We start from the raw sequence: 26,453 nt of genomic DNA on the forward strand, positions 1-26,453 counted from the left end.
ACGCTACAAGATCCCGGGCCGCTGCGGACACCTGTCGGGCGGTGACACCGACGTGTCTCGAAAGTGGGCGCGAATCTCGAATTCACCTGCGGCGCGTGCGCCCCTACGATCGGTGCGGTGAGAGCCATTCGCCGTTTCAATGTCCGCACTGCGCTGCCCCAGGGACTGGCCCCGTTGTCGGACCTCGCGACCAACCTGCGCTGGTCGTGGCACCGCCGTACCCGTGACCTCTTCCGCGACATGGACCCCGCCGTGTGGGACAGGGTCCACGGCGACCCGGTCGCACTGCTGGCCGGCCTGTCGCCGCAGCGGCTCGACGAGCTCGCAGCGGACCCCGGCTTCGTCGGCCGGGTGCACGCGGCGGCCGACAGCCTGTCGACATACCTGACCGCACCCGTCTGGTACGACGAGTTCCGCCAGCACGAGGATGCTGCGGCGTCGATCGCCTACTTCAGCGCGGAGTTCGGCATCACCCACGTGCTGCCGCAGTACTCCGGCGGCCTGGGCATCCTGGCCGGCGACCACCTCAAGTCCGCCAGCGACCTCGGGGTGCCGATCGTGGGTATCGGCCTGTTCTACAAGGAGGGCTACTTCAACCAGCAGCTGTCCGCCGAGGGCTGGCAGCTGGAGAGTTACCCGCTGCTCGACCCCGACGGCCTGCCGTTGACATTGCTGCGCGAGGCCGATGGGACACCGGTCGACATCACGCTCGCGCTGCCGGAGGGACGAACCCTGCACGCCCGTGTCTGGCGCGCCCAGGTCGGTCGGGTGCCGCTGCTGCTGCTCGACTCCGACGTCGAGGCCAACGACGATTCGGCCCGTGAACTCACCGCCCGGCTGTATGGCGGGGGCGGCGACCAGCGCCTGCAGCAGGAGATGCTGCTGGGCATCGGTGGCGTCCGTGCGCTGCGCACGTGGAGCCGGCTGACCGGCGCGCCGGCGCCGGAGGTCTACCACTGCAACGAGGGCCACGCCGGCTTCCTGTCCGTGGAGCGGATCAGCGAGCTGGTGACCGGCAACGGTCTCGACTTCGAGCAGGCCCGCCGCGCGGTGCGGGCCAGCAACGTCTTCACCACCCACACCCCGGTCCCGGCCGGCATCGACCGCTTCGACGCCGAACTGGTGCGCACCCACTTCAGCGGGTCCGCACAGCTGCCCGGCGTCTCGACCGAGCAGATCCTGCCGCTGGGCGCCGAGGACTACGAGGGCGGCCAGCACGGCATCTTCAACATGGCCGTGATGGGCCTGCGGATGGCGCAACGCGCCAACGGTGTGTCGGAGCTGCACGGCGCCGTCAGCCGGTCGATGTTCGACCAGCTGTGGCCCGGCTTCGACGATGAAGAGGTGCCGATCACCAGCATCACCAACGGTGTTCACGCCCCGACCTGGATGGACTCGCGGGTCATCGACTTCGGCCGCAAGTACCTGGGTGAGGGCGACATACGCGCCGCGATCGGGTGGGACCGGGTCGGTCAGCTGCCGCGCGGGGAGTTGTGGTCCGTCAAGCACGAGCTGCGCAACCAGCTGGTCCTGGACGTGCGTGAACGGGTGCGCGAGTCCGCCCAGTTCCGCGGCGCCAGCGACGCCGAGCTCGGCTGGGTGGAGAACCTGCTGGACCCCGACGTGCTGACGATCGGCTTCGCGCGCCGGGTGCCGACCTACAAGCGGTTGACGCTGATGCTGCGCGATCCCGAGCGTCTCGCCGGCCTGCTGCTGGATCCCGAACGGCCGGTGCAGCTGGTCATCGCGGGCAAGTCGCACCCCGCCGACGAGACCGGCAAGAAGCTCATCCAGGAGATGGTGCAGTTCACCGACGACCCGAAGCTGCGCCACCGGATCGTCTTCCTGCCCAACTACGACATGCAGATGGCGCAGTCGCTGATGCCGGGCGTCGACGTGTGGCTGAACAACCCGCTGCGTCCCTACGAGGCGTCCGGCACGTCGGGGATGAAGGCGGCGCTCAACGGCGGCCTCAACCTGTCGATCCTGGACGGCTGGTGGGACGAGTGGTTCGACGGCAGCAACGGCTGGGCGATCCCGTCGGCCGTCCCGACGCGCGACACCACGAGCTCGAAGATGGACCCGGAGCGGCGGGACGACCTCGAGGCCGCCGCGCTCTACGACCTCATCGAGAACCAGGTCGCCGCACGCTTCTACGACCGCGACGGCGACGGTGTGCCGCAGCGCTGGCTGGAGATGGTCGAGCACACCCTGGCCGTGCTCGGCCCGAAGGTGCTCGCCACCCGGATGGTCCGTGACTACACGACGAAGCTCTACACGCCGGCGGCAATCGCCGGTCGCGCGGCAACCGGCGACGACTTCGGCCTGGCGAAGGACCTTGCGTCATACAGCAGCAGGGCGCGGGATGCGTTCGCAGACGTGCGGATCGAGCACGTCGAGGCCGATGGCCTCACCGACATTCCAGCACTCGGCGAGTGCATCACGGTGCGTGCGTATGTCGTACTCGGCGGGCTGCGACCCGACGAGGTCATGGTGCAGGTGGTGCACGGGCGCGCGAGCGACACCGACGACCTGCACGACGTCGAGCTGACCGAGATCCACGCCGCCGAGGACCTCGGTGACGGGCGGGCCCGCTTCGAGGGAAGTGTCAGCCTGAACCGCACCGGCGCCTTCGGCTACAGCGTGCGCGTGCTGCCTCGGCATCCGGGCCTGGCCAACATCGCCGAACTCGGCCTGGTGGTCAACGCCTGACCGCCCACTTACCGAGAGGACACGCGTTCGTCGAGAGGACAGGCAATTCGGGCCGCTGATGCCGTGAATCGCCTGTCCTCTCGGTATTTGCCTGTCCTCTCGGTCGAGTGGTCATGCCGGACGAGCCTCACCCGCCCGATAGGTCGACAGCTGCGGCGTGAACGCATCGGCGCTCGCCGCCTCCCAGTCCCGACGCCAGCTCTCCGGAGCGCCGGCCAGTAGTTCGCCGGGCCGTAGCCAGGTGAACAACTCCGCGTAACTGCGGCTCTCGTTCGGTGAGATGTTGTGCCGGAGCATGTGGGGGCTGAGCTCGTGCGGCTCGCGGGCGCCCAGCGTCGCCATGATCTGCGCTGCCTGCTCGACGGTCGCCTGGTGGTAGCGGTGGACCCGCTCGCTCTTGCTGGCCACGTCGAGTGCGCGGGCCCGCCGGGGGCTCTGGGTCGCCACTCCGACCGGGCACTTGCCGGTGTGGCACTCCTGCGCCTGGATGCAGCCGGTGGCCATCATCATGGCGCGCGCGGCGTTCGTGTAGTCGGCGCCCTGGATGAGCCGCTTGACGATGTCTGCGCCGCCGGCGATCTTGCCGCTGGCGCCGATCTTGATGTTGTCGCGCAAGCCGGTGCCGACGAGCGCGTTGTGCACGGTCATCAGCCCGTGGGTGAGCGGCATACCGACGTGGTCCTCGTACTCCAGGGGCGCGGCTCCGGTGCCGCCCTCGGAACCGTCGACGATGATGAAGTCCGGTGCGGTGCCGACCTCGCGGATCGCCTTGCAGATCGCCAGGACATCCATACGGGAGCCGACGCACAACTTGAAACCTGCCGGCTTCCCGCCGCTGAGCTCACGCATCCTCGCGATGAACTCGATGAGCTCGACCGGGGTGGAGAAGACTTTGTGCCGTGCAGGGCTCACGCACTTCTCACCTTCGGGAACACCTCGGAACTGCGCGATCTCGGCCGTGACCTTCGCGGCAGGCAGGACCCCACCGATGCCCGGTTTGGCGCCCTGGCTCAGCTTGAGCGACACGCACTTGACGCGGTCGTCAGCGGACTTGTCCCGGAAGGCGTCGGGGTCGAAGTCGCCGTCCTTGGTCCGGGCGCCGAAGTAGCCGGAGCCGATCTCCCAGACGAGGTCGCCACCGTTCTCCAGGTGGTATGGCGTGAGCCCGCCCTCACCGGTGTCGTGCGCGAAACCGCCGAGTCGGGCGCCCTTGTTGAGCGCCCGAATAGCGTTGGCGGACAACGCACCGAAGCTCATCGCCGACACGTTGAGCAGCGACATGTCGTAGGGCTGGCTGCAGTCGGGGCCGCCGACGCGGACCCGGGGTGGCGTGTCGGGCTTCTCCAGCGGAGCGGTCGAGTGCACCAGTGCTTCGTACCCGGAGCGGTCCACGTCACGCTCGGTGCCGAACGGCTGCTCGGCCATCGTCCCCTTGGCCCGCTCGTAGATGATCGACCGGGTGTCACGGTCGAACGGCCGGCCGTCCCAGTTGCGTTCGATGAAGTACTGCTGGATCTCGGGCCGAATGTCCTCGAGCAGATAGCGCAGATGACCGACCACCGGGTAGTTGCGTAGGACTGCGTGCTTGCGCTGCACCAGGTCCCGCAGCGCCAGGCCGGCGAGCGACCCCGCCGTCGCCAGGGCCGTTGCTTGCTGCCATCGCACCATTCGTCTGCTCCTCATCTCCGTCGACAGGGGACTGCACCAGCCTCGTCATCGTGCGGGCCTCGGCTGCGTATGTGCTGAGCATGCCGGGTCCGTACGATGTGCGGGTGCTGTTGCCCCTCACCATCGTGCTTATCGCATTGCTTGCGGTCTTGGCCATCGATGCGGCATATCTGACGGCCCGCGGCAAGCCGATGGACAACCCGATGTTCTTCATTGCGTGCGCCGCCGAGCTGGCGGTCATCGCTCAACTCGTGGTCGGGCTCGTGCGGCTCGGTGACGCAGACGCGCACATGTCGAAGGGCCTGTTCATCGCCTACCTCGCGGGGCTGGTGTGCGTGTTGCCGGTCGCCGGCTTCTGGGGGATCGCCGAGCGCGAAACCCGTTGGGGCACAGGGGTGTTACTCGTCGCGACGCTCGGCCTACTGGTCATGGTCGCGCGCCTCCTACAACTGTGGAACGGTCAATGAAGAAGATCGACGAGATCGCGGCGCGGTCAGCGCGCCGCACCGGCATCAACAGCGGCCCCGGCCGCATGCTCGTCGCCGTCTACGGCCTGCTCGGCCTGGCCGCGACGGGCCGGTCGATCATGCAGATCGCCCAGACCTGGCCGGACCAGCACCTGCCCTACTGGCTGTCCGCCGTGGCAGCGGTCGTCTACCTCGTCGCAACCATCGCGCTCGCACGCGGCGATCGGGCGAGCGCGCGGGTTGCTTCGGCGACCATCAGCTTCGAACTCTTCGGCGTCATCGCCGTCGGCATCTGGTCGTATGTCGACAAGGCGGCCTTCGTCGCTGCCGGTAGTGCCGGCGACACGACCGTGTGGTCGAAGTTCGGCCAGGGCTACGGCTACGTACCGTTGATCCTGCCGATCCTCGGCCTCTGGTGGTTGCGGCGCAACCGGACACTCGACACAACCTCCTGACGCGAGTAAGTAAGCTGTCGGAAAATCGTCGACGGCTAGGAGGGTCCGATGGCCGCCAAGGCGACGATGGCCGACATCGCGAAGCAGTTGGGCATCTCCCGGGCCGCCGTGTCCTATGCCCTCAACGCCCAGCCGGGAGTCGCGGCGGACACTCGTGAGGCCGTGCTGAAGCTGGCGATGGAACTGGGCTGGCATCCCAGTGCGAGCGCCCGGGCGCTCATGGGCTCGGACATCAAGGTCATCGGCCTGGCCCTGTCCCGTCCCACTGAGACCTTTGCCGTGGACTCGTTCTTCTTCGAGTTCCTCGCTGGCGTGGAAAGCGTTCTGGTGGAACGTGGTTGGAGCCTTCTGCTGCGGGTCATCGGTGATCTGCCGGAGGTCGAGGTCGAGACCTATCGGCGCTGGTGGGGTGAGGGTCGCATCGACGGCGTGATCCTCGTGGATGAGCGTCATCATGACGAGCGGATCGCTGCAATCGAGGAGATCGGTCTGCCTGCGGTTCTGTGCGGCGGGCCTCGGAAGGGGATCGACCTTCCCTGCATCTGGACCGATCAGGCCGGCGATGCGGCGCTGATCGTCGAGCACCTGGCCGCGCTCGGCCACCGACACATCGCGCATGTGGGCGGTCCCCGTGAGTTCGTGCACGAGCGCGGCCGGCAGCGCGGGGTGCGAACCGCCGCCGCGCGGCAGGGGATCGAAGTCACAACGATCGAGGGGACCTACGCGCCCGCAGATGCGCGTGCGGCGGTCGACCGGCTGGTCGAGGAGCCAGACCCGCCGACGGCACTGATCTTCAGCAACGACCACACGTCGGTGGCCGGCCTGCAGCAACTGCGAGCTCGGGGCAAGTCGGTGCCACGCGAATTTTCCGTTGTCAGCTGGGACGATTCGCCGCTCACCCAGGCGGTTGAACCGCAGCTGACGTCGCTGTTCCGCGACAACCAGCTCTACGGGCGCCAGGCTGCGGAGACGCTGCTCAGCCTGGTCGCCGGCCAGCACCCCTCACTGGTCGCGGTGCGGCGATCGGAACTGCGGGAGCGGGCGAGTTCCGGTCCGATCGGCTGACCCGCATTCCTGCCAGCACGTAACGATTCGATAACGGGCCTATCCGCTTACGCGAGTAAGTGGTCTGATGTGACCTGCGCGACAGAGTGTCGCGCTGGGTGGCCGAAGGATTCAATCGTGAAGAGACGTCTCATTCCAGCGCTGACGATCGTGGCGATGGTCGCCACCACGGCAGCATGCGGTGGCAGTTCCGGATCCAGCTCCTCCGGTGGCAACGGAGGTGGCTCGGGCAAGACGTTGACCTACTGGGCGAGCAACCAGGGTGCCTCTATCGACGTCGACAAGAAGGTCCTCGGACCGGAGCTGAAGAAGTTCGAGAAGCAGACCGGGGTCAAGGTGAACCTCCAGGTCATCGGCTGGCCGGACCTGCTGAACAAGATCCTGGCCGCGACATCCAGCGGCAAGGGGCCCGACGTGCTCAACATCGGCAACACCTGGGCACCCTCACTGCAGGCCACCGGTGCGTTCCTGCCGTTCGACTCCAGCTCGCTGGCCGCGATCGGCGGCAAGTCGAAGTTCGTTCCGGCCTCGTTCGCGACTGGTGGTGCCAAGGGCAAGGACCCGACGTCGGTGCCGCTCTACTCGCTGGTCTACGGCCTCTACTACAACAAGAGGATGTTCGCCGAGGCTGGCCTGAAACCGCCGACCACATGGGAGGAGTTGCAGGCCGACGCCAAGAAGCTCACGGACGCCGGCAAGGGCACCTACGGTATGGCGATGGAAGGTGGCAGCTACACCGAGAGCGTCCACTTCGCCTTCATCTTCGGCCAGCAACACGGCGCCGATCCATTTGATGCCAGCGGCAAGCCGAACTTCACGTCACCGGGCATGGTGGCCGGCGTCAAGCAGTACGTCGACCTGATGAGCAACAAGGTCGTCAACCCCAGCAGCGTGCAGTACAAGAACGGTCCGGAGGCGCCCGGTGACTTCGCCAAGGGCAAGGCCGCGATGCTGATGAGCCAGAACAACGCCGACAACACCCTGGTCGCCGACGGTATGAAGACCAGCGAGTACGGCGTCGTCGCCATACCGGCACCGACCGGCAAGAAGGACACCGCCAGCTTCGTGGCGGGCATCAACATGTCGATCTTCAAGAACACCAAGAACAAGGACGCCGCGCTGAAGTTCGTGAAGTTCATGACCAGCGAGGCGGAGCAGAAGATCCTCGACGTGCCGTTCGCAGCGCTCCCGGTCGTCTCGGGTATGACGCCCAACTTCACCAAGAACGCCGCGGAGGCCAAGACCTTCCAGAACATCCTGGCGACCAAGGCCGTCCCGCTGCCGCTGGTGGCGAACGAATCGCAGTACGAGACGAATGTCGGCAACGCGGTCAACCAGTTGATCGCCCAGGCCGCTACCGGCAAGGCACCTTCTGACAGCGACATCAAGGCCGCGCTGCAGCAGGCTCAGGACAAGATGGCATCCGCCGGCTGATGGCGGCCCACCCCCCTGCGAAGCGAGCCGGCGGGCGCAACACCCGCCGGCTCACTCCATATCTGCTGATCGCTCCTGCGATCCTCCTCGAGCTCCTGATCCACCTGCTCCCGATGGTCGTCGGGGTGTGGATGTCCTTCGTCGGACTGACCCAGGCATACATCGCCAACTGGTCGACCGCGCCCTGGAAGGGCCTGTCGGGATACAAGGTGGCGCTGGACTTCTCCTCGCCGATCGGCAACAGCTTCCTGCACTCCTTCGGGGTCACCTGCCTCTATACCGTTCTCGTGGTTGGCATTTCGTGGTCGTTCGGTATGGCGGCGGCGCTGGTGCTGCACCGCAGCTTCCGTGGCCGTGGCTTCTTCCGCACGCTGTTCCTGGTGCCCTACGCGATGCCGATCTATACCGGCATCATGACCTGGAGCTTCATGCTGCAGCGGGACAACGGCCTGGTGAACCACGTGCTGAAGTCGTTGGGTCTCACCAACGGCGACAGCTTCTGGCTGATCGGCAGCAATGCGTTCTGGTCGATGGTCGCCGTCGCGGTATGGCGCTCGTGGACGTTCGCGTTCCTGATGCTGCTGGCCGGGCTGCAGAACATCCCCGATGACGTGTATGACGCGGCCGCCGTCGACGGTGCCGGCATCTGGAAACAGATCCGTTACATCACCCTGCCCGGGCTACGACCGGTCAACCTGGTGATGGTGCTGATGCTGTTCCTGTGGACCTTCAACGACTTCAACACGCCGTTCGTACTCTTCGGTGCGCAACCGCCCAAGTCGGCCGACACCATCTCGGTCCACATCTACGGGGCGTCCTTCGTCAACTGGGACTTCGGCTTCGGCTCCGCGATGTCCGTGCTGCTGCTGCTCTTCCTGCTCGTGGTCACCGGCATCTATCTGCTCGTCTTCAACAGGAGGTCCCGTCGTGCGTGAACCGTTGTCGTTCAAGGTGTTTCGCGTCGTCGTGCTGGTCTTCCTGACGGCGTTCGTGCTGGTGCCGATGTGGGTCCTGTTCACGAGCTCGGTCAAGCCGCTCGGTGACGTGCAGGGCAAGTTCGAATGGTGGCCGAGTCATGTGACGTTCCAGCCGTTCAAGGACATCTGGAGCACGGTGCCGCTCGGGAAGTACTTCGTGAACAGCCTCATCGTCTGCTCGATCTCGATGGTGCTCAGCGTCATCGTGGCGATCTTCGCCGGGTATGCCGTGTCGCGATGGACCTTCCGTGGGCGCAGCGTGTTCACCACGACGATCCTGTCGACGCAGATGTTCCCCGGCATCCTCTTCCTGCTGCCGTTGTTCCTCATCTTCGTCAACATCGACAGGGTGCTCGGCTTCACGCTGCTCTATCAGACGCGGGTCGGGCTGATCGTCACGTACCTGACGTTCTCCCTGCCCTTCGCGATCTGGATGCTGGCGGGCTATTTCGACGGCATACCAAGGGAATTGGACGAGGCAGCGCGAGTCGACGGCGCATCGACGCTGGGCACGTTGTTCCGGGTGGTGCTTCCCGCCGCCCGGCCGGGCGTGATCGCGGTCGCGGTCTATTCATTCATGACGTCGTGGGGTGAGATCCTCTTCGCATCGCAGATGACCAGCACGGCCACCCAGACGCTGTCGATCGGGCTGCAGAGCTATTCGACGCAGATCAACGTCTACTGGAACCAAGTCATGGCCGCCTCGCTCGTGGTCAGCGTGCCGGTCGTGCTGGCCTTCCTGCTGCTGCAGCGCTACCTGGTGGCAGGCCTGACGGCGGGAGCGGTCAAGTGAGCACCGACCGAGGCGAGGGCAGAGGCGTGACCGAACAAGTGAGTGCCGGCATCGAGCGTCCGCTGCGGTTCGTGCGGAGCGGGGACACCGAGCAGGTGTGGTTCGGCTGCAACTTCTGGTCCCGCGCCGGCGGTCCGTTCATGTGGCGGTCGTATGACGAGGAGGTCGTGCGTACCGAGCTGGTGACGATGCGTGATGCCGGTCTCGATGTCACGCGCTCGTTCCTCTTCTGGCCGCACGCGATGCCGGAGCCGGGACGTCTCGACGAGGCGGTGATGGACCGCTTCGCGAAGTTCCTGGATCTGCACACCGAGCTCGGAATGCGCACCATCCCAACGTTTCTCGTCGGCCACATGTCGGGGGAGAACTGGGACCCGGAGTGGCGCGATGGTCGCGATCTCTACACCGACACCTGGATGGTCGCGCAGCAGTCGAGCTATCTGACGCAGGTCGCCACCGCGTTCGCCTCGCATCCGGCGATCGTCGGTTGGCTGGTCTCCAACGAGATGCCGATCTATGGCGGTCCGGCAGCACGCAAGGACGTCACCGCCTGGGCGCAACTGATGGTCACGGCGATCCGTGCCGGCGAGCCGGTCAAGCCCGTCTCGATCGGCGATGGCGCGTGGGGGCAGGAGGTCACCGGCAAGGACAACGGCTTCAGCGTGCGTGACCTGGCGGGCCTCACGCAGTTCGTCGGACCGCACGTCTACCCGATGGGGGACGACGTCGTCCGGCAGCACCTGCGCGCGGCGTTCGTCTGTGAACTGGCTGCTGTCACGCAGTTGCCGGTCGTGCTCGAGGAGTTCGGTGTGAGCTCCGACTTCGCGTCGGACGAGCACGCCGCCGAGTACTACCGACAGGTGCTGCACACCACGTTGCTCGCCGGTGCGACGGGCTGGTTGGCCTGGAACAACACCGATTTCGACAATCTGCCCGAGCAGGACCCCTATCGCCACCACCCGTTCGAGCTGCACTTCGGGCTGACCCGGGCCGATGGCTCGCCGAAGCCCCAGCTGCACGAGATCACCGCGTTCCGGCAGCTCGTCGATCGGCTGGACCTTCCATCGTGCACACGATGGCCCGCTCAGGTCGCGCTGCTGGTGCCGTCATACCTCGACGCACCCGAGCACTGGACCTTCGAGGAGCGTGAACGCACCGGCATCGCCGATGCCCTCGAGCAGTCCTATGTCGCCTGCCGGGAGGCAGGTCTCGGCCCGGCTTTCGTCCGGGAGCCGGAACCGGTCCCCGCGAAGGCGCGCCTGGTGGTGGTTCCCTCCGTCAAGGCGCTGACGGTGCCCACCTGGCACCACCTGGCCGAGTGCGCTGCCGACGGCCAAACCGTTTATGTCTCTTACGGATTGGGCGACACGCCGATCCAGCGGGGTCCGTGGTGGACGGACCTGGAGCCGATCTTCGGCGTGCGTCACACGCTGCGGTACGGCATGGTCGAGCCGGTGCTGGATGACGTCGTGGAGGTCCGTTTCCGCACCGGCTTCGGCAGGATCGCTGCCGGGGACACCTTGCACTTCACCGCGGTCGGTTCGCCCGGAGGTCGCAGCATCCTCCCGGTGGAGGCGATCGACGCGGAAGTCATCGCGGTCGACCAGCACGACCGGCCGGTCCTGACCCGGCGTCGTCACGGTGCCGGCCAGGCGATTCTGTCCACCCTCCCGCTGGAGTACTTCGCCGCGCACAGTCCTCGAGTCAATCCCGAGGACACCTGGCAGCTGTATGACGCGCTCGCCGACGAGGCCGGTGTAGAGCGTGCGGCGCGGGTCGATGACCCGCGTGTTCTGGTCGACGGTCTCAGCCACCGGGACGGCCGCGAATTCGCTTGGCTGATCAACGCATCCGGCGAAACCATCGACCTCCAGCTGTATGGCGTGGACCGGTTGTCGCCATACGAAGTCACCGTCGTCCAGTTGCCTGGCGAGCCCTTGGCCGGGGCCGAGCCGAGCGCCGCCGGCAGCCTTCAAACCCATCGCATCTCGCCCAAAGGAGCAACACCGTGACCGTCCAGTTTCCAGCCGATTTCATCTTCGGGGCAGCGACTGCGTCCTACCAGATCGAGGGCGCCGTGGCCGAGGACGGCCGGACCCCGTCCATCTGGGACACCTACAGCCACACGCCCGGCAAGGTCCAGCAGGGCCAGAACGGTGACGTCGCGTGCGACCACTATCACCGGTATGGCGAGGACATCGCGCTGATGAAGCAGTTGGGGCTGGACAGCTACCGCCTCTCGCTCGCGTGGCCACGCATCAAGCCCGACGACGGGCCGGTCAACGCCGCCGGCCTGGCGTTCTACGACAAGCTGGTCGACGAGCTTCTCGCAGCAGGCATCGACCCGGCGGTGACGCTCTATCACTGGGACCTGCCGCAAACGCTGGAGGACAAGGGCGGCTGGCGCGTGCGGGACACCGCCGAGCGCTTCGCGGAGTACTCGGCCGTTGCCGCCGAGCACCTGGGTGACCGGGTGAAGAAGTGGATCACGCTCAACGAGCCGTTCTGCTCCTCGATCCTCGGCTACTCCGAGGGTGTGCACGCGCCCGGCGCGCAGGAGGGGGAGGGCGCCCTCAAGGCTGCGCATCACCTGATGCTCGGCCACGGCCTGGCGACCCAGCGGATCCGATCGGTGGTGCCGGACGCACAGGTCGGCATCACGCTCAATCTTGCGTCGGTGCAACAGGTTTCGGACTCACCCGCTGATGCCGAAGCAGCTCGGCGCAACCTGCTCATCGGCAACCTGATCTTCACCGACCCGGTGCTCGCCGGGAAGTACCCCGAGCACGCACGCGAGGTCTGGGCGCCGATCACCGACTTCTCCTTCATCCAGGACGGGGATCTCGAGACCGCACACCAACCGTTGGACTTCCTCGGAGTCAACTTCTACTTCCCGAGCCGCCCGAAGGCGGTCGCACACGACGAGCCGGACCCCGCCAAGCGCGTCGCGTCCGACCTGGGCTTCGAGTCGGTCATCCACGACGGCGAGTACCTCACCGAGATGGGGTGGCCCGTCGACGCCAGCGCGTTCACGGACCTGCTCACCTGGTTGGGCGACACGTATGGCGACGCGGTGCCGCCGATCTACATCACCGAGAACGGCATCGCCTGCCCGGACGTCGTCGGTGCGGATGGTCGGGTCGATGACCAGGACCGGATCCGTTATGTGTCAGCGCATTTGAAGGCGGTCAAGGACGCCATGGACAAGGGCGTCGACGTCCGCGGCTATTACGTCTGGTCCCTGATGGACAACTTCGAGTGGGCCAGGGGCTACCAGCCGCGTTTCGGCGTCGTGCACGTCGACTACGACACCCTGAAGCGCACGCCGAAGGCCAGCTTCGACTGGTACCGCGGTGTGATCCAGAGCCACGAGATCACAGCGGGTTGAGTAGCGGGGCAGCGCCCTGAGGAGCCCGTGAGGGACGAGCGGGCGTCTCGAAGGGGGACGAGCGGGCGTCTCGAAGGGGAGCGCAGCGAAACCGGTTCAGGCCCCGATGAGTATGGCGAACGACCCTGCGACGACAGGGAGTTCGTCGCCGACGGGGACGGAGGTGCTGGGCAACTCGTCCGGGCGCTCGTAGCGGCTGTCCCAGACGAGTTCCCACGCGCCGACGCCGGTCTGCTCGGGCACCCGGACCGCGGTGTCGTGCGCGCGGCCGTTGAGCACCAACAGGATCCGGTCGTCGCCGACGTCGGAACCGTCGAAGATGACCTGCAGGATGCGTGTGGTGCCATCGTTCCATTGGTCCGCCGTCATGATGGATCCGTCGGCGCCGTGCCAGTGCAGCGCGGCCAACGCGTCGCCGGCAATCGGGTCGCCGGGGAAGAATGCGCGCTGCCGCAACACCGGGTGTGCGGCCCGGAACTCCGCGAGAAACGTCGTGGTCTCGAGCAGGTTCCGCTGCCACTGCGCCAACTGCCAGTCATACCAACTGATTTCGTTGTCCTGGCAGTAGGCGTTGTTGTTGCCCTGCTGGGTGCGGCCGAACTCGTCCCCGCCCAGCAGCATCGGCACCCCCGCCGAGACGAACGTCGTGGCCAGCAGGTTGCGGATCGCCCGGCGACGGGTCGTCTCGATCTCGTCATCCGCGTGCTCGTGGCCCTCGACGCCGAAATTCCACGAGTGGTTGTCGTCGCTGCCGTCCCGGTTGTCCTCGCCGTTGGCTGCGTTGTGCTTGGCGGCATACGCCGTGAGGTCGGCTGTCGTGAAGCCGTCGTGGGTGCTCACGATGTTGATCGACGCGAGCGGTGACCGCGGGGCGAAGAGATCCTTCGAGCCGGCGATGCGGGTGCCCAGGTCGCTGACGCCGTGCCCGGCCCGCCCGGCCCGGTCCGCGGCCAGGTCGGTCAGCCAGAAGCTGCGGACGGTGTCGCGGAAACGGTCGTTCCAGTCCGCGAACGGCGCGGGGAACTGGCCGGTGCGCCAGCCGTGCGATCCCAGGTCCCAGGGCTCGGATATGAGCTTGACCCGTGACAGCACGGGGTCGGTGCGCAACGCCATGAGGAAGGGATGGTCCGGGTGGAACGCGTCGTCCAACCCGCGCGCGAGTGCGGGCGCGAGGTCGAAGCGGAAGCCGTCGATCCGCATCTCGGTGGCCCAGTAGCGCAGCGAATCCAACGCCATACGGACTGTTTCCTGGTGGCGCATGTCCAGGGTGTTGCCGCAACCGGTCACATCGACGTCGGCGCCGCGCTCGTCGAGTCGGTAATAGGTCTCCGACGACAGGCCACGCCAGGAGAGTGTCGCCCCTGTGCCGCTGCCCTGCTCACAGGTGTGGTTGTAGACGACATCGAGGATGACCTCGATGCCGGCGGCGTGCAGCAGCTTCACCATGCCCTTGAACTCATGGATCACCTCCTGGGGAGATGTTGCGGACGCGTATGCCGCATGCGGAGCGAAGAAGCCGAGGGTGTTGTAACCCCAATAATTGGTCAGGCCTCGCTGCACCAGTTGCGGTTCCGACGTGAACGCGTGCACCGGCAGCAGCTCCACCGTGGTGACGCCCAGCCGGCTGAGATGCGCGATCGTCGCCGGGTGTGCGACGCCCGCATAGGTCCCGCGCAGATGCTCCGGCACCTCCGGCAGTTGCTCGGTGAGGCCGCGCACGTGCGTCTCATAGAGCACTGTGCGATCCCACGGGATGTGCGGCGGCCTGTCGTCGCCCCAGTCGAAGCCGTTCCCGACCACGACGCTGCGTGGGACGTATGGCGCGCTGTCCCGGTCGTCGCGCACATCGGCGTCACCGGACAGGTCGTCGCCGACCGAGTGCCCGAAAACCTCCGGACGCCAGTCGATCTCGCCCACCACACCCCGCGCGTAGGGATCGAGCAAGAGCTTCGCGGGGTTGTACCGGTGGCCGCGGGTCGGATCCCATGCGCCGTGCGCCCGGAAGCCGTAGAACTGTCCGACGCCGATGCCCGCGACGTGCCCGGCCCACATGCCGTGTGCATGCTCGAACAGCGGAATCCGCTGTTCGCCGCCCGCGTCGTCGAAGAGACACAGCTCGACCGAGGTCGCCGCCCCGGCATACACACTGAATTCGACGCCGGCGTCGTCGACCATCGCGCCTAGTTGGGGCGGTGCGTCCAGGGAGGTGCGGGCGGTCACGGTTGGTGTGTGAGGCACCGGGCGAGCCTAGCCACCGTGACCCCCACCCATGGGCGACCGCGACCCCGTGGCGTGAAGTAGCGTGGGTCACATGACAGATCCGACTTCTTTGCCCAACTTCGCCCCGCCCGCCTCGGCACCGTCCGCCCCGGCCGGCGACGGCCAACTGCAGAAGCGTGTGATGGACGCCCTGCAGGGGGAGGGCTTCCGGCCCGAGCTCGACGCCGACGGTGACGTCAGCTACAAGGTCGAGGGCCAGCAGCTCTTCGTGCGCTGCGTCGATGGTGAGCCCGCCATGATGCGCATCTTCGGCCAGTGGCAGATCACCGACGATCTCCCGCAGGACATCACCAAGCAGCTCCTCGCCGCCAACGACGTGTCGTTGAGCCTGAACATCGTCAAGACCGGCCTGGCCAACGGCAACCTCATCGTCACCGGTGAGCACCTGGTGTCCCCGACCGACGACGTCAAGACCCTGGTCCAGTCGACCACCCAGATGGTGCTGACCGCCGTCCAGTTGTGGCACCAGGCCGTCACCAGCGATGGTCCGCACGCCGCCAACTCCGACGAGCCGCCGGCCGTTGCCCAGGTCATGGCCAACGCCGTTCAGGACGACGCCGACGGGCAGCAGCAGCAGTAGAAGTACCACCATTCACACCCACCGGGACCGGTGGTGGCGCTAATGTCGGCGTCACCACCGGTCCCGGTGGTACGAGAACGGAGCATGATGACTACCGATCACGTCCCGGTTCCGGGCAGCGAAGCGGCCGAACGCAGCCGGCTGGTGGCGATCACGGTCGCCCTCATCGGGCTGGTCGGGATGTTCGTCGCGTTGCTGGGCTGGACCGGCATGGCCAAGGACGTCGACAGCACCGTCGGTGCGCCGCCGTGGCTGGTCTTCGTCATCGGCGCGGTGATCACGGTCGGTGCCGCGGTCTTCGACCTGGCCGCGGGCTCGCGTTCCGACGTGTATGTCGTGGCGCCCGGCCAGCAGCTGATGACCGCTCAGTTCGTGCTCAACAAGCTCGCGCCCTGGATCATCGTCGCGCTCACCATCGTGGGCATGATCGTGATCTGGCTGCGTCACCACTGACCAGCGGGCCTCCGCCGGCGCAGGGTCGCTGGCATCCCGTTGTTACTCGCGGGTAGCATGCTGCGGGTAATCGGGCGCAAAGCCCTCGGCATACGATCGCCGCAGGTTCGGGCGCTGGACGCGTCCCGCCCGTGAACACTGACTGACGTCAGACTCTCGCACCCTGATGGAAGAGGACGATAGACGCATGAACATCGTGGTCTGTGTCAAGTACGTGCCGGATGCCCAGGCGGATCGCACGTTCAACGAGGACAACACGACGGATCGTTCGAATGTGGATGGTTTGTTGTCGGAGCTTGATGAGTACGCGGTTGAGGCGGCTCTGAAGCTGGTCGAGGAGAGCGAGGGCGAGGTGACGGTTGTGACCGTCGGCCCGGACGCTGCTGCCGACGCGATCAAGAAGGCGTTGCAGATGGGTGCGCACAAGGGTGTGCACGTGCTGGACGACGCGATCCATGGCTCGGATGCGCCGGCGACGTCGCTGGTTTTGGCCGAGGCGGTCAAGAAGGCCGCCGACGGCAGCCCGGAGTTGGTGCTGATGGGTCTGGCGTCCACGGACGGCACGATGAGTGTGGTGCCGGCGATGCTGGCCGAGCGTCTCGGTCTGCCGCAGGTGACGCAGTTGTCGACGCTGGAGATCGCTGACGGTGTGGTCAAGGGCCGCCGCGACAGCGACACGGCGTCGGACTCGTTCGAGGCGCCGCTGCCGGCCGTGGTGTCGGTGACCGACCAGATCAACGAGCCGCGCTACCCCTCGTTCAAGGGCATCATGGCGGCCAAGAAGAAGCCGGTCGAGACGTGGTCGCTGGCCGACCTCGGTGTTGATGCCGGCCAGGTCGGGTTGGAGAACGCGGCCACGAAGGTGACGTCGTTCACTGCGCGTCCGCCGCGTGAGCAGGGCGAGATCGTCACGGATGAGGGCGATGGCGGCACGAAGCTGGCCGAGTTCCTGGCCAAGGCGAAGCTGATCTGACCTGAACGTCGCATTTCTGCGATCCGACTGACTTTTGAGTATTTGCAAGGAGATTCATCATGGCTGAAGTCCTGGTTCTGGTCGATCACACCGACGGGCAGGTCAAGAAGAACACCGCGGAGTTGTTGACGCTGGCGCGTGCGTTGGGTGAGCCGTCCGCGGTTTTCATCGGCGGCAACGTGGAGGCGGCGCGGCCGCGGCTGGCGCAGTTCGGTGCCGGCAAGGTCTACGTGGTGGACAACCCGGACGTGACCGGGCAGGTCGCGGCGCCGTTGGCCGAGGCCCTGGCCGCGGTCGCAGCCCAGGCGTCGCCGGCGGCGATCCTGGTGCCGACCAGTGGTGTCAACAAGGAGGCCGCTGCCCGGTTGGCGGTCAAGACCGGCGGCGGGTTGATCACCGACGCGACGAACGTGCAGCCCGGCGAGGGCGGCGTGGCGACCACGCAGTCGGCGTTCGCGTCCAACTACACCGTGGAGTCGGTGGTGACCAAGTCCCCGGCGATCGTGACGGTCAAGGCCAATGCGACGGCCCCGGCGGCCGCGCAGGCCGGCGCGACCGTGGTCCCGGTCGACGTCACCGTGTCGGATGTGGCCAAGGCCGCGAAGATCACCGCGACCGAGGCGAAGGCCAAGTCGGGTCGTCCCGAGCTGACCGAGGCGCAGATCGTGGTCTCCGGTGGTCGTGGCACGTCCGGTGACTTCTCGCCGGTCGAGGCGTTCGCCGATACCCTGGGCGCCGCGGTCGGTGCCTCGCGTGCGGCGGTCGACGCCGGCTGGTACCCGCATTCGAACCAGGTCGGTCAGACCGGTAAGCAGGTCTCCCCGCAGTTGTATGTCGCCGCGGGCATCTCCGGTGCGATCCAGCACCGGGCCGGGATGCAGACGTCCAAGACGATCGTGGCGATCAACAAGGACGAGGAGGCCCCGATCTTCGAGCTCGTCGACTTCGGTGTCGTCGGTGACCTGTTCACCGTCCTCCCGCAGGCCAACGACGCCGTCAAGGCCGCCAAGTCCTGACGTCGCGTCATACGAACGACAATGGCTCGGCATCCCGCGAGGGGTGCCGAGCCATTGCTGTTGCTCAGGACTTCAGTGGCTACTTGAGTGGCTTGAGCGTGAGCTTGGCATCCGACCAGGTCGACTGGACCTTGTTGCCACCGGGCTTCGTCAGCTCCACCAGACGCAGCCCGTGTATGGCGCTGCCCTTCGGTGCCCAGAACACCACCGTGTAGTCGTTGGCGTGTCCCGCCTTCACCAGTGCACTGGTGAGCGTCTCGCCCTGACTGGACAGGTCGGAGCTGCGGCACAGGCGACCGGTGCCGTCGACCAGGGCGAACGAGCGGCGGTCGAGGAACGCATCGGCGCCCTTCGCGATGACGTGCAGATGCACGTCGATCGCGTCGACGTCATTGGGCTGAGTCGTGCCCGGCTTGAACGCCCGCCGCTTCGGGGCACTCGCCCGGATCGATGCGGAGGCGACGTCGGTGCCGTGGCTGATGGACGAACTGAACGCGGCCCTGCTGCCGGCACCGGACAGGTTCGCCTTCTTGCCGTCACACCCGTCCGGCGGCTTCGTCGGGGACGGTGCCACGGCACCCTTGCGCCAGGACAACGTGGCCGACGTGGCGTCGACCGCCGGCAGGTACCGCACGCTCAAGCGCGAAAGCGCCGTCGACGAGGGGACGAGGAAGGCCACCGAGCCCGCACCAGTGTGCGTTTCGTCGACGGTCAGGGCCACGAAGCCGTTGCTCAGTGGGTTGATCGACGGTTGCTCACAGCTGCGTCCGGCACGGTCGACGAGCAGGAACTGGGAGTGGTCGACCGCGAACGTGCCGTTGGTGCGGACGCCGGCCTTGACCGGCACCTGGACCAATCGGAAACCCGGCCGTCCGGACGGCAGGGAGCTGGTCCTGGGTGCTCCCGCACTCACCTGCAACGCGGAGGACGAGCCGGTCGGAGACGCCATACCGAAGGGCACGGTGGCGCCCGCGACGCGCGGTGCCGAGGTCTTCGAGCAGACGGCCGGGCGCGCCGAGGACGATGCGGACGCCGCGTCGTGGCCGTCTCCGGAGGAGCTGCAGCCGGTCAGGCTGACGGCGGCGGCGCAGGCCGTGGCGGCCAGCAGGGTCCGTGGTCGAGTCCGGGAGCTACGAGCGAGGGCTGACACACGGCATAGTCTCGCAAATCCGCCGGACGCCGCGGGACGCCGGCGCCGCTCAATGCGCCCCTGGGAGTGTGCTGAACGCCTGCCGGACGGGTTGGACCGGGGTGCACCCACGGCCGGACCGAACCCACCATTGGCGCGCGTACCCTTGACGGGTGAAGTTCACGGCATATCTCGACCACGCTGCAACGACCCCGACCCGGCCGGAGGCCGTGACAGCGATTGCCGAACAACTCGCCACCGGTGGCAACGCGTCATCGCTGCACACTGCGGGCCGGGCAGCACGCAAGGTCGTCGAGGAGTCCCGTGAGGACCTCGCCAAGGCCCTCGGCTGCGGGCCCTCGGAGGTCGTCTTCACCTCCGGCGGCACCGAATCGGACAACCTGGCGATCAAGGGCACGTGGTGGCAACGCCGTGCGGACGACCCGCGGCGGACCCGGCTGCTGATCGGTGCGACCGAGCACCACGCCGTCCTGGACGCCGTCGAGCACCTCGTCAACGCCGAGGGCGCGACCGTCGACTGGATCGAGGTCGACGCAACGGGTCGCAGCAATCCGGAGCAGGTGCGCGACCTGATCGAGCGTGATCCCGAGTCGGTCGCGCTGGTCTCGCTGATGTGGGCCAACAACGAGGTCGGTACGGTGCAGCCCGTGGCCGAGGTGGCGGCCGTGGCGCACGAATACGCCATACCGATGCACACCGACGCCGTGCAGGCGGTCGGACAGGTGCCGGTCGACTTCACCGCCTCCGGTGTCGACCTGCTGACGGCGAGCGCGCACAAGTTCGGCGGCCCGCAGGGCGTCGGCGTGCTGGTCGCACGCCGCGACGCGACGCTGACGCCGCTCACGCATGGTGGTGGTCAGGAGCGCCAACTGCGCAGCGGCACGCTCAACGCCCCGGGCATCCGGGGTATGGCGGTAGCGGCCACGCTCGCGACCCAGGAGCTTCCCCAGGAGCAGGAGAAGCTGGCCGCGCTGCGCGACAAGCTGATCGGCGGTGCGCTGGACCTCGGTCTGGACATCGAGGTGACCGGCGCCCACGAGATCGGCGACGTGACCGCGCGCCTGGCGGGCAACGCACACCTGCGGGTACCCGGCTGCGACGGCGACTCGTTGCTCTACCTGCTCGACGCCGCCGGTATCGAGTGCTCGACCGGGTCGGCGTGCCAGGCCGGCGTGCCGCAGCCCAGTCATGTGCTGCTGGCCATGGGCATCACCGAGGACGATGCGCGTGGTGCGTTGCGACTGACTCTGGGTCACACGTCGACCGACGCCGACGTCGCGGCCTTCCTGCACGCGTTGCCGGCCGCGGTCGACCGCGCCCGCCGGGCGCGTTCGGCGAGCAGGGCAGGCCGCTGATGCGTGTCGTCGCGGCGATGAGCGGTGGCGTCGACTCGGCCGTCGCCGCTGCCCGGATGGTCGACGCCGGCCACGAGGTGGTCGGTGTTCACCTCGCTCTGTCCCAATCCGCAGCAACACTGCGGGAATCCGCGCGTGGCTGCTGCACGATCGAGGACGCGGGAGATGCGCGCCGGGTGGCCGACCGGGTCGGCATACCGTTCTATGTCTGGGACATGGCGCAGCGGTTCAAGGAGGACGTGGTCGAGGACTTCGTCGCCGAATACACCGCCGGCCGCACCCCGAACCCGTGCCTGCGCTGCAACGAGCGGATCAAGTTCGCGGCGTTGCTGGACAAGGCAATCGCGCTGGGTTTCGACGCGGTCGCGACGGGCCATTACGCGCAGATCGTCGAGGGGCCGCACGGGCGGGAGCTGCACCGCGCGGTCGACATGGCCAAGGACCAGTCCTACGTGCTCGGGGTGCTGGACGCCGACCAGCTCGCCCGCTCGTTCTTCCCGCTGGGCGACACGACCAAGCCGCAGATCCGTGAGGAGGCTGCCGCGCGCGGCTTCTCGGTGGCCAAGAAGCCGGACAGCCACGACATCTGCTTCATCGCCGACGGCGACACCAAGGGCTGGCTGACACGGCGCCTGGGCGAGCAGCCCGGCGACATCGTCGACACCGACGGTGCGGTCGTCGGTGAGCACCAGGGCGCCTTCGCCTACACCGTCGGCCAGCGCCGCGGCCTCGGCCTGAAGGTGCCGCGCGAGGACGGTGCCAAGCGCTACGTGGTCGACGTGCAGCCGCGGTCCAACACCGTGGTGGTCGGCACCGAGGACCTGCTCGGTATTGACCTGGTCGTGGGGGAGCATGCCCGCTGGTGCGGCGATGCGCCGACCGGTGAGCTGGCAGTCGGAGCCCAATTGCGTGCGCACGGTGAGGAATTCGCCGGTCGTGCCGTCGCCGATGGCGACCGCGTGACGGTGCGTCTGGACAAGCGCGCACGCGGCGTGGCACCCGGCCAGTCGGTTGTTCTGTATGACGGCACCCGGGTCGTCGGCTCCGCCACGATCACCGCCACCGGCCGCGCCTGAGCCGCGCCGCCCGGCCGCGCAACTCGAGCCGCACCGTGTGCGGGGACAGGCGGGCGTTGCGATGCAACCGATCCGCGACGGGCCACGTCAGGTGTAGGAAGGCGGGGCCGCCACCGGCTATCGTTGCCGCCGATCACAGGGAACAACGAGGGATCTCGCATGGCTATGACCGACCACCGTACGACTCGACCACTACTGGCTGTCGCCACCATCGGCACCCTGTGCGTGGGCCTGACCGCGTGCGGCGGGAGCGACTCGCCGGCGGTGACCCCGCCTCCCACGACGGCGACGACCTCATCGGCAGCGCCGACCTCCGAGTCGACGCCGTCGTCCAGTTCCCCCTCGTCGTCCTCCTCGGAGGCGACGCCGAGCAGCAGCTCCGCCGCCGCCCCTGCGGCGTTCAAGGTCGGGCAGTGCCTCACCGACACGGTCGACTGGGCCGTCACTCCGTGCAACCAGCAGCACAAGCTGGAGGTCATGTCGGTCGTCAAGACGTCCAAGGACGCCGACGACATTCTCAAGCGCGGCGTGCTGCGCACCTGGACCTGCAACAACGCCGTCGCGAAGTATGTCGGTGAGCCGAGCGCAGCCTTCTCCCGGATCCTCGACCAGCCGGTGCCGACAGCCGTGGATTCCGACGCAGCACACCAGATCGTCTGTGCCGCAGCCGTCGCGAAGCCGGACGACTCCGGGTATGAGGACATCAACTACGCCCTGAAGAACCGCATCAAGGACAAGGGTTACGTCAACTACCGGATCTGCACCAAGGAGCGGCCGAGCAAGACCGACTCCCCGAAGATCGTGCCGTGCACCGACCCGCACCGGGCCGAGACCATCGGCGGTTACGTGATCGGCACGGCCGACGGCAAGTACCCCGGCAGCAAGGCCGTCGACAAGCGCGCCCTCCAGAAGTGCGTTCCGCTGGCCAAGAACTACATCGGCGCCGGTCGCAGCGACGTGATCGCCGCTGCGAACAGCACCGGGGCGCGGGGCTGGAAGCAGGGCACGACGATGACCGCCTGCTTCGTCGAGGCGACGAACGGCACATTCACGAAGCCGCTGAAGGGCATCAAGAACAAGCCGTTGTCGGCGTACAAGTGAAGGCACGCCCGGCCGTTGAAGGAGTTCGAATGAGTGGGTCGGCAGCCAGCGGCGTCGGGTCATTGCCCGGCACCGACGTGCAGGGGGCGGCACGCGCCATTCGTGAGTTGTATGGCGACGGCGGCATCCCGTACCTGGTGGAGTTGCCGTTGCGCGGCCCGGGCGCTGACCTGATCGGGCGCACCGCGGCACAGCTGACCGGCCTGGCGGTCGACCTGCAGCCCGCCGGCTGGCGACTCACCGACGGATCCGGGCGTGACGCATCCCGCGCGCAGGCGTTCCTGCGTGAGGACCTCGACGTGCTCGCCGAGGTGTATGACGGCTACACCGGCCCGCTCAAGGTGCAGGCCTGCGGCCCGTGGACACTGGTCGCTGCGCTGGCGTTGCCCCGCGGCGAACGGGTGGTCAGCGACGCCGGAGCCGTCCGTGACGTCATGCAGTCACTCGCCGACACCGTTGCGGAGCACGTTGCGCAGGTCCGGCGGCTGGTGCCCGGCGCGGAGGTGACCGTGCAATGGGACGAGCCGGGGCTACCGGCGGTCCTGGCCGGTCGGCTGCCGACCGCATCCGGGTACGGCCGGTTACGGGCCGTTGACGGCAACGACGTGCGTGACGGCCTGATCCGTGTGACCGAAACCGTTGCCGGGCAAGTGGATTCGCAGGTGCTGCACTGCTGTGCGCCCGACGTGCCGGTGCCGCTGGTGCGGCAGGTCGACGGCCTCGAGCTCGCGCTCGACACGTCACTCGTGCGGACGGCGCAGTGGGACGGCATCGCCGAGCTGATGGAGTCCGGTCGGCGATTCTGGGCCGGACTCGTGCCGACCGACTCGACCGCACGGCATCCGCGCGGCCACGTCGATCCGTTCGTGGAGCAGTGGCACCGGATCGGGCTGGAGCCTGCGCTGCTCGAACGCGTTGTCGTCACGCCGGCCTGTGGCCTGGCGGGCCTCTCGCCGGCCGACGCCTCGCGGGTCGGCCGCCTCGCCATCGACGCGGCCCGCATGCTCGCCGACCAACGCTGATCGAGTAGCGCGAGGCCACGCCCTGAGGAGCCCGTGAGGGACGAGCGGGTGTCTCGAAAGGTAAGAGCGCGTATCGAGATCAAGTGCCCGCAGCCACTGTCCCCGCCATACGGCAGGATTGGGCGGGTGAGCGAGACGGACGGCATACCCACGGACCGACGACACGAGTGGACCGAGCTCGCGGAGGAAGCCCGCGGCCACCAGTTCGCCTATCACGTGCGCGATGCGCCGACGATCAGCGACGGTGAGTACGACGCGCTGATGCGGCGGCTTAACGCGCTCGAGGAGGAGTTCCCGGCGCTGCGCACCCCGGACAGCCCGACCCAGCAGGTCGGCGGCGCGATCTTCAACACCGACTTCACCGCGGTCCAGCATGCCGAGCGGATGCTCAGCCTGGACAACGTGTTCAGCGCCGACGAGCTGGCCACCTGGATCGCGCGCGTGCAGCGGGAGGTCGGCGACCAGGCGCTGCACTTCCTCTGTGAGCTGAAGATCGACGGTCTCGCCATCAACCTGACCTATGAGAACGGCCGGCTGGTGCGCGGCGTCACCCGTGGCGACGGGACGACGGGTGAGGACGTCACCTCCAATGTCCGCACCGTTGAAGGGATTCCGCACCGGCTGTCGGGCGACAACATCCCCGAGCTGGTGGAGATCCGCGGCGAGATCTTCATGGGCATGTCCGACTTCGAGCAGCTCAACGCCGCGCTCGTCGAGTCCGGCAAGCCGCCGTTCGCCAACCCGCGCAACACCGCCGCCGGGTCGCTGCGACAGAAGAATCCGCGGGTCACCGCGAGCCGCGCACTGCGGATGCTGGTGCACGGCATCGGTGCCCGGCGCGGCTTCGACATCAAGCGACAGTCGGAGGCCTATGACCTGCTGCGCGAGTGGGGGCTGCCGGTCTCGAGCCACTACAAGGTCGTCGACTCCGCCGCCAAGGTGCAGAAGTATGTCGAGTGGGCCGGCGCCAATCGGCATTCCGTCGAGCACGAGCTGGACGGCGTCGTGGTCAAGGTCGACGAGGTGCCGGTGCAGCGCGCGCTGGGCTCGACCTCGCGTGCGCCGCGCTGGGCGATCGCCTACAAGTACCCGCCGGAGGAGGTCAACACCAAGCTGCTGGACATCGAGGTCAACGTCGGCCGCACCGGGCGGGTCACACCGTTCGGGGTGATGGAGCCGGTCGTCGTCGCAGGTTCCACGGTCGCGAATGCCACGCTGCACAACGCCTTCGAGGTCAAGCGCAAGGGCGTGCTGATCGGCGACACCGTGGTGCTGCGCAAGGCCGGTGACGTCATACCCGAGATCCTGGGGCCGGTGGTCGACCTGCGCGACGGCAGTGAGCGCGAGTTCGAGATGCCGACGCATTGCCCGTCGTGCGGCACGGAGCTTGCCTACGAGAAGGACGGCGACAAGGACATCCGGTGTCCCAACTCGCGCACGTGCCCGTCGCAGCTGCGCGAGCGGCTCTTCAGCCTCGCCGGGCGCAGTGCCTTCGACATCGACGCGCTGGGCTGGGAGGGTGCGGTCGCGTTGCTCGAGTCCGACGTGATCACCGACGAGTCGACGCTCTTCCGGCTCACCCGGGAGCAGCTCGTGCAGGTCCCGATCTACACGCGCGCCGCGAAGAAGACCGACTCCGAGGATGACATCGTCGACGGGAAAGTATTGTCCGCCAACGGTGTTCGGCTGCTGGACAACCTCTCGACGGCCAAGGAGCAGCCGCTCTGGCGGGTGATCGTCGGCCTGTCGATCCGGCACGTCGGTCCGACCGCGGCACGTGCGCTCGCGACCGAGTTCGGATCGATCGAGGCGATCCGGTCGGCGAGTGTCGAGGAGCTGGCGGCGGCCGACGGCGTCGGGGGAGTCATCGCCCAGGCCGTCATCGACTGGTTCCAGGTCGACTGGCATCGGCAGATCGTCGAGCGCTGGGCCGAGGACGGCGTGCGGATGGCCGACGAGCGCGACGAGTCGATCGAGCAGACGCTGACCGGCCTCACGATCGTGGTGACCGGCTCGCTCGAGCGGTTCACTCGCGACTCGGCCAAGGAGGCGATCATCGCGCGCGGCGGCAAGGCGGCCGGCTCGGTCTCCAAGAAGACCTCGTATGTCGTGCTCGGCGCCAACGCCGGTTCCAAGGCCGACAAGGCCGAGCAACTCGGCGTCCCCACCCTGGACGAGGAGGGCTTCGAGGAGTTGCTCGAGAACGGCCCACCTCCTGCGGTGGCCGAGGAGCGGTGAGCCGCGCCCTGAGGAGCCCGTGAGGCACGAGCGGGCGTCTCGAAGGGGAACGAGCCGCGTCTCGAGGTCCCGCCCAGCGTCGTGTGGTCACCTTGGTTGGGTCCCGTGCGGCTCGCCCTCATCGGTGGTTGGGTGAAGCGATCTGTAGTCGAGTTGGTCTCAGTCGTTTGCTCGGAAGTCTCGCGGGTTGAGTAGGGCGGAGGAGCGAAGCGGGGGAGACCCTATCGAAACCGCGAATCAGTCGACAGGA

General features: G+C 67.6%; 21 protein-coding genes. 18 read left to right on the forward strand and 3 right to left on the reverse strand.

Annotation, left to right across the window (positions count from 1 at the left end; all coding sequences use genetic code 11):
* Positions 1 to 117: 117 nt before the first annotated feature.
* Positions 118 to 2,712: an alpha-glucan family phosphorylase gene (glgP, locus tag VG502_RS15850; protein ID WP_325551040.1), complete on the forward strand. Its 2,595-nt coding sequence runs from the start codon at positions 118 to 120 to the stop codon at positions 2,710 to 2,712.
* Positions 2,713 to 2,823: 111 nt separating this feature from the next.
* Here the strand turns inward: glgP and VG502_RS15855 are convergent, their stop codons facing one another.
* Positions 2,824 to 4,380 (reverse strand): FMN-binding glutamate synthase family protein, encoded by a 1,557-nt coding sequence (locus VG502_RS15855; protein WP_325551041.1) that lies wholly within the window; start codon positions 4,378 to 4,380, stop codon positions 2,824 to 2,826.
* 80 nt (positions 4,381 to 4,460) lie between these two features.
* On the opposite strand from VG502_RS15855, the gene VG502_RS15860 reads away from it, so the two are divergent.
* The 8 genes from VG502_RS15860 to VG502_RS15895 all read left to right on the forward strand — a co-directional run bounded on the left by VG502_RS15860 (position 4,461) and on the right by VG502_RS15895 (position 12,959).
* Positions 4,461 to 4,847, forward strand: a complete 387-nt coding sequence (locus VG502_RS15860) for a hypothetical protein (protein WP_325551042.1) — start codon at positions 4,461 to 4,463, stop codon at positions 4,845 to 4,847.
* On the forward strand, positions 4,844 to 5,302 hold the full coding sequence (locus tag VG502_RS15865) for a hypothetical protein (protein WP_325551043.1): 459 nt from the start codon (positions 4,844 to 4,846) through the stop codon (positions 5,300 to 5,302). Before VG502_RS15860 ends, VG502_RS15865 begins: the two co-directional genes overlap by 4 nt.
* A 66-nt stretch (positions 5,303 to 5,368) precedes the next feature.
* A complete protein-coding gene (locus VG502_RS15870; protein ID WP_325551146.1) occupies positions 5,369 to 6,367 on the forward strand; it encodes a LacI family DNA-binding transcriptional regulator in 999 nt (332 codons plus the stop codon).
* Between the two features lie 117 nt (positions 6,368 to 6,484).
* On the forward strand, positions 6,485 to 7,801 hold the full coding sequence (locus VG502_RS15875) for an ABC transporter substrate-binding protein (protein WP_325551044.1): 1,317 nt from the start codon (positions 6,485 to 6,487) through the stop codon (positions 7,799 to 7,801).
* The gene (locus tag VG502_RS15880) at positions 7,801 to 8,736 is read left to right on the forward strand and encodes a carbohydrate ABC transporter permease (RefSeq protein ID WP_325551045.1); all 936 of its coding nucleotides are present in this window, start codon (positions 7,801 to 7,803) and stop codon (positions 8,734 to 8,736) included. Before VG502_RS15875 ends, VG502_RS15880 begins: the two co-directional genes overlap by 1 nt.
* Positions 8,729 to 9,571 carry a carbohydrate ABC transporter permease gene (locus VG502_RS15885; RefSeq protein ID WP_325551046.1) on the forward strand — a complete coding sequence of 281 codons (843 nt, stop codon included), beginning with the start codon at positions 8,729 to 8,731 and terminating at the stop codon, positions 9,569 to 9,571. The genes VG502_RS15880 and VG502_RS15885 overlap by 8 nt, the downstream gene beginning before the upstream one ends.
* Positions 9,572 to 9,597: 26 nt before the next feature.
* Complete coding sequence (locus VG502_RS15890) at positions 9,598 to 11,583, forward strand: cellulase family glycosylhydrolase (RefSeq protein WP_325551047.1); 1,986 nt, start codon at positions 9,598 to 9,600, stop codon at positions 11,581 to 11,583.
* A complete protein-coding gene (locus VG502_RS15895; RefSeq protein WP_325551048.1) occupies positions 11,580 to 12,959 on the forward strand; it encodes a GH1 family beta-glucosidase in 1,380 nt (459 codons plus the stop codon). Before VG502_RS15890 ends, VG502_RS15895 begins: the two co-directional genes overlap by 4 nt.
* Before the next feature lie 96 nt (positions 12,960 to 13,055).
* Here the strand turns inward: VG502_RS15895 and glgX are convergent, their stop codons facing one another.
* Complete coding sequence (glgX, locus tag VG502_RS15900) at positions 13,056 to 15,197, reverse strand: glycogen debranching protein GlgX (RefSeq protein WP_325551049.1); 2,142 nt, start codon at positions 15,195 to 15,197, stop codon at positions 13,056 to 13,058.
* A 73-nt stretch (positions 15,198 to 15,270) separates the two neighbouring features.
* Between glgX and VG502_RS15905 the strand changes: the two genes are divergently transcribed.
* The 4 genes from VG502_RS15905 (at position 15,271) to VG502_RS15920 (ending at position 18,261) form a co-directional block, all read left to right on the forward strand.
* Positions 15,271 to 15,819 (forward strand): hypothetical protein, encoded by a 549-nt coding sequence (locus VG502_RS15905; RefSeq protein ID WP_325551050.1) that lies wholly within the window; start codon positions 15,271 to 15,273, stop codon positions 15,817 to 15,819.
* Between the two features lie 84 nt (positions 15,820 to 15,903).
* Positions 15,904 to 16,272 (forward strand): hypothetical protein, encoded by a 369-nt coding sequence (locus VG502_RS15910; protein WP_325551051.1) that lies wholly within the window; start codon positions 15,904 to 15,906, stop codon positions 16,270 to 16,272.
* Positions 16,273 to 16,459: 187 nt separating this feature from the next.
* On the forward strand, positions 16,460 to 17,245 hold the full coding sequence (locus VG502_RS15915; protein ID WP_325551052.1) for an electron transfer flavoprotein subunit beta/FixA family protein: 786 nt from the start codon (positions 16,460 to 16,462) through the stop codon (positions 17,243 to 17,245).
* Between the two features lie 59 nt (positions 17,246 to 17,304).
* Positions 17,305 to 18,261 carry an electron transfer flavoprotein subunit alpha/FixB family protein gene (locus VG502_RS15920; RefSeq protein WP_325551053.1) on the forward strand — a complete coding sequence of 319 codons (957 nt, stop codon included), beginning with the start codon at positions 17,305 to 17,307 and terminating at the stop codon, positions 18,259 to 18,261.
* Between the two features lie 79 nt (positions 18,262 to 18,340).
* On the opposite strand, the gene VG502_RS15925 is transcribed toward VG502_RS15920, so the two are convergent.
* Positions 18,341 to 19,411: a hypothetical protein gene (locus VG502_RS15925; protein WP_325551054.1), complete on the reverse strand. Its 1,071-nt coding sequence runs from the start codon at positions 19,409 to 19,411 to the stop codon at positions 18,341 to 18,343.
* 152 nt (positions 19,412 to 19,563) lie between these two features.
* Between VG502_RS15925 and VG502_RS15930 the strand changes: the two genes are divergently transcribed.
* The 5 genes from VG502_RS15930 (at position 19,564) to ligA (ending at position 26,203) form a co-directional block, all read left to right on the forward strand.
* Positions 19,564 to 20,766, forward strand: a complete 1,203-nt coding sequence (locus tag VG502_RS15930; protein WP_325551055.1) for a cysteine desulfurase family protein — start codon at positions 19,564 to 19,566, stop codon at positions 20,764 to 20,766.
* Positions 20,766 to 21,842, forward strand: a complete 1,077-nt coding sequence (gene mnmA / locus VG502_RS15935; RefSeq protein WP_325551056.1) for a tRNA 2-thiouridine(34) synthase MnmA — start codon at positions 20,766 to 20,768, stop codon at positions 21,840 to 21,842. The genes VG502_RS15930 and mnmA overlap by 1 nt, the downstream gene beginning before the upstream one ends.
* Before the next feature lie 165 nt (positions 21,843 to 22,007).
* Positions 22,008 to 22,943 carry a septum formation family protein gene (locus VG502_RS15940; RefSeq protein WP_325551057.1) on the forward strand — a complete coding sequence of 312 codons (936 nt, stop codon included), beginning with the start codon at positions 22,008 to 22,010 and terminating at the stop codon, positions 22,941 to 22,943.
* A 29-nt stretch (positions 22,944 to 22,972) separates the two neighbouring features.
* A complete protein-coding gene (locus tag VG502_RS15945) occupies positions 22,973 to 23,965 on the forward strand; it encodes a uroporphyrinogen decarboxylase/cobalamine-independent methonine synthase family protein (protein WP_325551058.1) in 993 nt (330 codons plus the stop codon).
* A gap of 126 nt (positions 23,966 to 24,091) precedes the next feature.
* The gene (gene ligA / locus VG502_RS15950; protein ID WP_414655752.1) at positions 24,092 to 26,203 is read left to right on the forward strand and encodes an NAD-dependent DNA ligase LigA; all 2,112 of its coding nucleotides are present in this window, start codon (positions 24,092 to 24,094) and stop codon (positions 26,201 to 26,203) included.
* The last annotated feature ends 250 nt before the right edge of the window (positions 26,204 to 26,453 follow it).

Origin of the sequence: Flexivirga sp., assembly GCF_035551235.1 — a bacterium.
Taxonomy (GTDB): Bacteria; Actinomycetota; Actinomycetes; order Actinomycetales; family Dermatophilaceae; genus Flexivirga.